The 7,779-nt window shown below is 44.6% G+C and carries 9 protein-coding genes; 1 reads left to right on the forward strand and 8 read right to left on the reverse strand.

Annotated elements, in window-relative coordinates; translation table 11 throughout:
* Positions 1 to 16 precede the first annotated feature (16 nt).
* The 8 genes from P1P89_02710 to P1P89_02745 all read right to left on the reverse strand — a co-directional run bounded on the left by P1P89_02710 (position 17) and on the right by P1P89_02745 (position 7,464).
* Complete coding sequence (locus P1P89_02710) at positions 17 to 313, reverse strand: hypothetical protein (GenBank protein ID MDF1590402.1); 297 nt, start codon at positions 311 to 313, stop codon at positions 17 to 19.
* A gap of 171 nt (positions 314 to 484) precedes the next feature.
* The gene (locus P1P89_02715; protein MDF1590403.1) at positions 485 to 2,197 is read right to left on the reverse strand and encodes a class I adenylate-forming enzyme family protein; all 1,713 of its coding nucleotides are present in this window, start codon (positions 2,195 to 2,197) and stop codon (positions 485 to 487) included.
* On the reverse strand, positions 2,194 to 3,081 hold the full coding sequence (locus P1P89_02720) for a MaoC/PaaZ C-terminal domain-containing protein (protein MDF1590404.1): 888 nt from the start codon (positions 3,079 to 3,081) through the stop codon (positions 2,194 to 2,196). Before P1P89_02720 ends, P1P89_02715 begins: the two co-directional genes overlap by 4 nt.
* A gap of 88 nt (positions 3,082 to 3,169) precedes the next feature.
* Positions 3,170 to 5,488 (reverse strand): caspase family protein, encoded by a 2,319-nt coding sequence (locus P1P89_02725; protein MDF1590405.1) that lies wholly within the window; start codon positions 5,486 to 5,488, stop codon positions 3,170 to 3,172.
* Between the two features lie 233 nt (positions 5,489 to 5,721).
* Positions 5,722 to 6,120, reverse strand: coding sequence for a TM2 domain-containing protein (locus P1P89_02730; protein MDF1590406.1), 399 nt, complete (start codon positions 6,118 to 6,120; stop codon positions 5,722 to 5,724).
* A 52-nt stretch (positions 6,121 to 6,172) separates the two neighbouring features.
* Entirely contained in the window at positions 6,173 to 6,598 is a 426-nt protein-coding gene (locus P1P89_02735) for a putative toxin-antitoxin system toxin component, PIN family (GenBank protein ID MDF1590407.1), read from the reverse strand.
* The gene (locus tag P1P89_02740) at positions 6,595 to 6,993 is read right to left on the reverse strand and encodes a type II toxin-antitoxin system Phd/YefM family antitoxin (protein MDF1590408.1); all 399 of its coding nucleotides are present in this window, start codon (positions 6,991 to 6,993) and stop codon (positions 6,595 to 6,597) included. Before P1P89_02740 ends, P1P89_02735 begins: the two co-directional genes overlap by 4 nt.
* A 54-nt stretch (positions 6,994 to 7,047) precedes the next feature.
* Positions 7,048 to 7,464: a UPF0158 family protein gene (locus P1P89_02745; protein MDF1590409.1), complete on the reverse strand. Its 417-nt coding sequence runs from the start codon at positions 7,462 to 7,464 to the stop codon at positions 7,048 to 7,050.
* 162 nt (positions 7,465 to 7,626) lie between these two features.
* On the opposite strand from P1P89_02745, the gene P1P89_02750 reads away from it, so the two are divergent.
* The coding region (locus P1P89_02750) for an IS110 family transposase (protein ID MDF1590410.1) at positions 7,627 to 7,779 on the forward strand (153 nt) is incomplete at its 3' end.

Here is a 7,779-nt window from a genome sequence, read left to right on the forward strand (position 1 = left end):
CCGGTTATCGCGCAGCCTATTTCTTCTTGATCGCCTGCTCTGCCGACTTGAACTGCCTGGCAAGCGCTTCGGCTGAACCCAGCAGATCGGCAAGGATATCCTCGAATTCCCGGATTGTTATCCGCTTTTCCGTTCCCTGAACACGGATCGTATCCCCTTCTCGCTGCAATAAATACAGAAATTTCCAGAGAATGGCCGGCGAAACAACCTTGTGCAGTTTTCGCATTAGACTGTCTGCACGCCGGGAGTATGTCAGGATCTTGTGGGCTGTAATGTCTGTTAACGGATGATCGCCTGGTCTTCCATTCGGCATGTTGACCCCTTTTCAGTTACGGCACAACGTTTATGGATTGAGTAAATTGAAGGATCGGACCATCGTGGGCGGACTTAGCACTCACTTCTTATAGAAAGCCTGAATAATGTCAGATACTTCCCATGGTTCGGCCCCAACCCCGCTGAGGGCGTCACACATTTTACATCTCGCTCATCCTTCAGGGATTGCATCCCATTTCCCTTTCGTCCTTAACTGTTCAACAATTAATTGAGCCTGTTCTTTTAATTTGAGCTTGTCCACTTTTGTGCTCCGGGTCAACGGCAGCTCTTTATTGGACGGCCATATTTCAATATGCTGCGGTCTTTTATAGGAAGCGATGGATTTGCAGTGCGCCATCACATCCTCGCTTTTCAGGCTGACGTTCGGCAGCGGGCGGACAAAGGCAAAAATTCCCTCGTCAAAAAGCTGATGCTTCATGCCGATCACTTCCACAGCATCAACGCCTTCCATTTGGGCAATATGTTCTTCAACCTCTCCCGGAAAGACATTGTAGCCTTTTTGTTTGACAACAAATTTCTTTCGCCCGGAAAGATACAACGCTTTATAACCGCCCATTTGTTTAAAATATCCCAGATCTCCGGTATACAGTATGCCTTCATTTGAAACCGCCCTTTTTGTTTCTTCGGGCTGATTATAATATCCTAAAAACACGATGGGCGGATGATAGCAGATTTCCCCGATCTCTCCATCCGCCAATTCTTCTCCCGCAGATCCGTCCGCTTCCATGGGCTTTCGAACAGATACCGCGGCCAGATCAGGAAAGGCCCGCCCCACCTGCCCTGCCATCTCCTCAAGGGATATACCGGCAGGGGTAAAGGTCGCAAAGCCGGCGTTTTCCGTCATCCCGATGCCGGTTCCGAATTTGGGGGCCATGGTTGACAGTTTTTTTAGAAAAGTCGTGTCAACCGCCGATCCGGCATAAGCAACAAAATCAAGGCTTGAAAGGTCATATTTCTTATATTCCGGAAAATTCCAGAGCATTCGAAACATGGTGGGAATCTGCCCGATCACCTTGATCTTATGGCGTTCAATGGCTTCCAGGGTGGCTTTGACGTCAAATATCCTCAGCAGAACGGCTTTTCCGCCCAGAAACATGGTGGTCATAAATGTTTCCGTGACGCATCCCACGTGACTCGGAGGAAGATTCACAAGGATTGAAAAATCTTTTTTATCACCTTTATAATCAATGCCCCTTTCCAGTATCTGGTTCTGAACAATGATATTTTCATGGCACAACACAGCCGGTTTGGGTTCTCCGGTCGTGCCGGTGGTATAAATGATTAATGCCGGGGTTCTTGTATTCGCCTGTTGATATGTTTTTTTAAGTTTTCCTGTGAATATATCCGTCAGTTTCAACCACACCAGGCGGATCTTGTTCATGAGATCGGAAATGCTTACCGCCCCCTGGATAATCTCCCCGGGTTTCGGATCAGCCGTGAATTGCACCAGATGTTTTACGGACGGACATCCCTTTTGAACCGCTTTTCCAATCATCCTGAAATCACGGACAGGGGTTTGTCCTAAAAAGAAAAAGGCTTTGGCCTCAATCTTGTTGATGTCCCGGACCACTTCATTTTCACTCAGGCGGACATCCAGCGGGGCAATAATCGCCCCGATTTTAAAACAGGCATACATCAGCGCCATATGTTCCGGAAGCAATACCAGCTGTGTTGCCACCCGGTCTCCTTTTTGAATATCCATGTCCATTAATTTGAATGCAAAAAAATCAATTAATACGCTAAACTTCTTATAGGTGATTTCCCTGCCGTCTTCATGTTGAACCATGGCTATCGAATCCGGCTGCTCTTTGGCCCATTTATCAATGTAGGAATTAACAAGCGGCAATCTTTCAGTAGTGTTCATTTCACCTCCTTTTTCATTATTTTGACATATCCTGCACGAATCGCTTTCTTTCCTTCACTGTTGTAAACCTCAAAAAAAACATCCGTAAAATGTTCATGGGATTTCTTTCCGGTACAACACACTTTAATATCGGTTCCGGGCCGGATCATTCCGCTGAATCTGCATGCAATCTCGGCAATCCTGGCAGGCTCATTATCAGCTTCATTGTTGACCAGTTCACGGACCGCGTAAGCCAGGGTCGCCGTCCCCTGCAAAATAATCCCCGGCAGCCCCACCATCGCGGCAAACTTTGGTGAAGTATGAATGGGAAATTCGATGTTGCTGCATCCGTCATAAATATAGGGGCGCAGCGGATCAATGTGAATGTCTGATGCCCAGAGGACTTCTGTCTCGTTATCATTTTCCGGAAGCAAAGGAATTTCCCCTGCCCTGCCTCCTTTTCCACAGTCTACCCCTCGCAGCATGGCGCCGATATATTCAGTGAAAACTGGGTCCCCATTTCTGTCTTTAGCATCAAGACGGATAATGGCATGGGTCCCTGCCCGATGGGGTAAAAGGGCCTGTAAGATTCCGGTTAATGACAGTTCATCTCCGGGCCGGATCAGGCGATGTAAAACAAGGTGCTCTGAATAGTGCACCTGGGTCATTAAAACTTCTTTTGGAAATTCTTTGGCGTCAATGTAGGTTTCCAGCCGGCTCAAAACAGGCCAGGTGACGGCCACTGCAAACATTGGGTGGGATACGATTTCCGCATCTCCCCTGTCATCAAAATATCTGGGGTTATTGTCCTGGACGGCAGCCGCATAATTGGTGATTTCCCGCCGGTTGATCTTTGCCTGATAATCCTTAAGCAATGTCCCCACAAGGCCGGCATTTAACTTCATGGTACGACTCCATTTCTGGACATCAACAAATATGAAAACTATTTCATATGATATCAGATACTTTCCGTGGACCGGCCCCAGCCCCCCATTACCTGACCTTCCCAATCGGAAAGCCCTGACCGCTTATGGAAATTGTTGGATACTGCGCCCGTTTAAAAACTTTCTCTGCCAGCACAGGCACTTCATTGTCCACGTAATCAGCCAGTTCCGTCGTTTTGACAAAGCCGGATTTGCTCTTATCAGCCTTGCCGTTCAAACCATCCGCGAGCACAAAGGTAAAGAGCCCATGCCCGTTGTAACCTTCCAGCGCCTCCTGAAGAGAGGTCGAGGCAGATAAAATGGTCGAGCCGACTGCACGGCTCAGAACCTTCATGGCCGTATCTTCGCTCATGCCTCTGGTCAGCATTGCAGTCTGTATTGCATCTCCTAATTTGCCGGCACTGCATGTATCGATCACGATTAATTTCTTTGTTGCAGGTATATTCGCCACAAGTTCTTTTAGTGTGTTCTGACTTACAGCGTCCGTTTTTAGTTTTGCTGTAGATAAAGAGCCGACATTTGAAGTAATAAGGAAATACTCGCCATCGTCAACTGTTCCGTGGCTTGCTACGTAGAAGACAAACAAATCATCGGGGTTTAACGCCTGCATGAACTTAAGTTCATTTAAGATGTTTTCCCTTGTCGTTTCTTCTTTTGTGGAAAGCTTTTTTATATCCACCTTATCAAAAAGAGATAAAGCGCCCTTACTAAGAGTTTCTGCAAATAGGGTCGCATCGGCGACAGCGAAGTTAAGCTGGAGCTTGGGGTTTTTATACTCGTTGATACCAATTACAAGAGCATAGAGAGAAGGCTTTTGAATTAATTTATATGATGCTGTTATTTCCTGAATAGCATCTGTGCTCTGCATGGTATTATCAGCATTAAATACGATAGCTCTTATTGAGTTCAAGCCAGGGGAAAGTTTCAGTTGATATGTTTTATAGATTTCGTTCTGATTAGATGCGACAACGTTTACACCTCTTGCACTGTCCAGCATAACAGCAGAGCCGTTGAGATAAAGCCTGACATCGCCGATCCCTCCGCCGGCATCAATAATTTTCAAGGTTACGGAGGCTTCATTCTTATCAATGCTTTTGGGTGTATCAACTATCGCAACAACAGGAGGAGGTTTTATATCGGCTATGTTTTTGAGTTCCCTCAAAGACCCGCCGGAAAGTGCAACCTCGACAAGGTCGGGACGGTAAAAACTTTCCCGTAACTGTTCGATGCTGTATTCCTTATCGCCGACTCTCACCTGAAGATACTGGTCGCCTTTAGGGGATGAGCTGTAATAACCATTTGCTGTTGTAACAATCCATTCGCCGTCTTCAAAAGCAATCATTGAAGCAACTTCTTCCCCAGTAGAAACATTCCATATTCTTGTAGAAGCATCGCCTGCAGATAATACAAATTTGCCATCGGGGAAAAATTTTGCCGAAGTGCCGGATATGCCGGTATGTCCTGTAAATGTTTTCCATTCAGAACCTGGCACTAAATCCCACATTATTATCTTGCTGTCATATCCCGCCGATAAAGCATATTTCCCATCCGGAGAAAAAGCTACAGAGCTAATTCCGACAAAACTATCATGACCGACGAATTTCTTTAGCTGTGTTAAATTATTTGCGTTCCACAATCTGACGGTGTTATCGGATCCACCCGACAAAACATGCTTGCCGTCTGAAGAGAAAGAAACCGCATTGACGCGTGGATCCATAAAACCACCACTTGCTTCCACCGTTCTTATAGCCTTCCCGCTTGATATATTCCATAAATCCATTTTGCCGCCGCTGCCGCCTGACAAGACATATTTCCCATCCGGAGAAAAAGCAACTGACCAGATATTTTTTTGTAATTTAAAATCTTTTATTTCTTCTCCTGTTGATACATCATAGAGTTTCATGGTTGGCGGTTTGGGTTTAGAAAATAAAGCAAGGTCAGAGGGCGGACCGCCACATAGAATATATTTACCGTCTGGAGAAAAAGTTATGGAAAAACCTCTATTGTCATCAAATGTCTTTATTTCTTGTCTTGTAGCCAAATCCCAAAGTTTTGTCCCTTTGCCTCCCGAAGCAAAATATTTTCCATCAGGTGAAAAAGCGACTGCTGTTGTGTCACCGGCAAATCCCTTAGGGTGCGCGAAAGTTTGTATTTTTTGTCCTTGAGAAATATCCCAGAGTATAAAAGAATCAAAGCTTCCAGATAAGACATGCCGCCCATCTGGAGAAATATCAATTTTATTGACAATAGGGGCCTTTTGTTTAATTTCCCTGGACAAATCACTCTTTCCAATAAGAACAGGTTTTGCCATGCAGGAAGAAAGAAAAATTGTAAAACACATTGTCAAGATTATTCGATAAGCAAACATCAACCCCCCTTATTTCTAATTATATCCAATAAACAATAGGCCAAGATTTATAATTTTATTTTTTTATGCTCCTCTTTGTTATCTTTACCTCTGAGAATCTAAGAGCCCGGAGTGTGCCATATGTGCCTCGGTAAGGGTCTTTTTAATATGTTTAATACACTATTAGTTGAATTTTGGTGAATGTTTGTTTTCATATTATATTTCGAATCGGGGATAGTGGTGCCGTAATGGGGTCAAGCTCTGCTGTTTATCAGTGAGACTTGATCATTAAGGGTCCAAAGATCATACAGATACCCGAGGCCGAAGATGCCGCCTGACAGCAGGTACACTATCCCCGTAAGCCACTTTCCCATATAAAAACGGTGAATACCGAATAATCCGAGAAACGTCAGCAAAATCCATGCAACCGTGTGATCGAGATCACCGCTGCGAAACCTGATATCGGCCTGACGGTCCATAGACGGGATAAGAAAGAGATCGATAATCCAGCCGATAAAGAGGAGCCCCAAAGTAAAAAACCAAATAGTCCCTGAAACCGGTTTGCCGTAGTAAAACCGATGGGCGCCCATGAACCCGAAGATCCAAAGGATGTAGCCGATTGACTTGCGATGCGTGTCGTTTGAATGATTCATGGGTATCTTGGGATAAAACCTGCCCTTTGACTCTTAATACTATGAAAAAGAGTCAAGAGCGGACTTGGGTTACCCTTTTTCTATAAAACTCAATAAATTCAGAGGGAGAAAAAATATCTATCCCTTCACGTAATGGCGAAGGATAATGGGCTGTATTTCCTGTGACTAAAGATCTTACCCTTCCGGAGATAGCAACTGCGAGGAATGGCTCATCGTCAGGATCTGGCAAACGGTTCTTAAGCGGCGAACTTGAAATTAACTGGCCATATTGCTTTATAAAGTCAAGCAATGTGCCGATATGGTCTTTGTTAAAGTTAAACTTTGGGCGGTGAAGAACATCATGGTATTCTGACAGTATTCTGGCATCGACATACAATATAAGCTCACCTGAGAATACCATCCGAGCAATTTCACCGCTCGGACCAAAGGGAGTAAGCAAACCAGAGACAAGAACATTTGTGTCCAATACGATTTTCATTTTTTCCGTTTAGACCTTATAATTCCGATTTCATCATTGATCTCATCCATGGATATCTTATCGGTCCCTTTTTGAGTGGACTCGTATTGAATTGATGCCACGGCATTCGTCGCACGGGCACGTCGAAATGCAGTTAGAACCTGCTCAAGGTTATTTTCATTAATTGATGAAAGAAGGGCAATGGGCCGGCCGTTACTTGTCAAGACCATTTCCTTTTGCCCTGGCAGTTCCTTCCAAACTTGTGATGATTTTGTTTTTAAATCTCTCACACTCAAGAATTTCATTTTACACCTCCAATTGAGACTCAATTTTATACCTAATTGAATCTCAATACAAGTGGTATTTTTTCTGCCATAGAACGCCAAACGCCAGCGCGCGGCAAGAATAGCGCCCAACTGCGAAATCTCCGATATAGTGCCAGGCTTCTTCGCATCTGGTGAAGCGGCAGGTTAACCCACGGTTTCGATGCCGTTTTCCCGGCACCATTCCCTAAGAGCCATCTTCTGCCGTTCGTTTTCAAATTTATACCAATCTTCAAGAGCACCCTTGCTTTCCAGAAGTTCTTTGTATCTTGAATATGCACCCTTGCGGCGAAAGATTGAGTACACCCCATCCAACTCTTCTGGTATATATTCCAATGTAAATTCGATTACGAGAGCTTTGCCAAGATCGAGTTCATTTTTATGAGGGATGGCTATATATTTATCCGGATCATCAATGTCTTCCGGAAGTTCATCCGAATCACCAATTTCCGAAGTATAGAATATTTCCCCTGTTTCCTTGCATAGGTATGCGTTATGCATGAACTGCTGATCCATGCTCACAAAAAAGAATGCATTTTCAATATCGTCGAATGAAACAGGCATAATTCGTTTATTCCATTTGGGGTTAACGGTGAGTTCACTTGCTGCATGCTTTTGGCAGTCAAGTGCAACGATTTGATACTAGTTATGGCCTTCCCTCAGGTGAAGGTGTTATATGGAAATCTGCCAAGATTCCTGTAACCCTTCACCCAAAGGAGGCACACCATGAATTTTTACAAACAACAGCACACGTACTATTGCGGCATCGACCTGCACGCCCGGAAAATGTATGTCTGCATCCTCGATCAAAAAGGAAAAGTGAAAGTTCACCAAAATATCAAAACAGACGCAGAACTGTTCTTCGAACTGATCTTCCCG

This window comes from Desulfobacterales bacterium, assembly GCA_029211065.1.
Classification (GTDB): Bacteria; Desulfobacterota; Desulfobacteria; order Desulfobacterales; family JARGFK01; genus JARGFK01.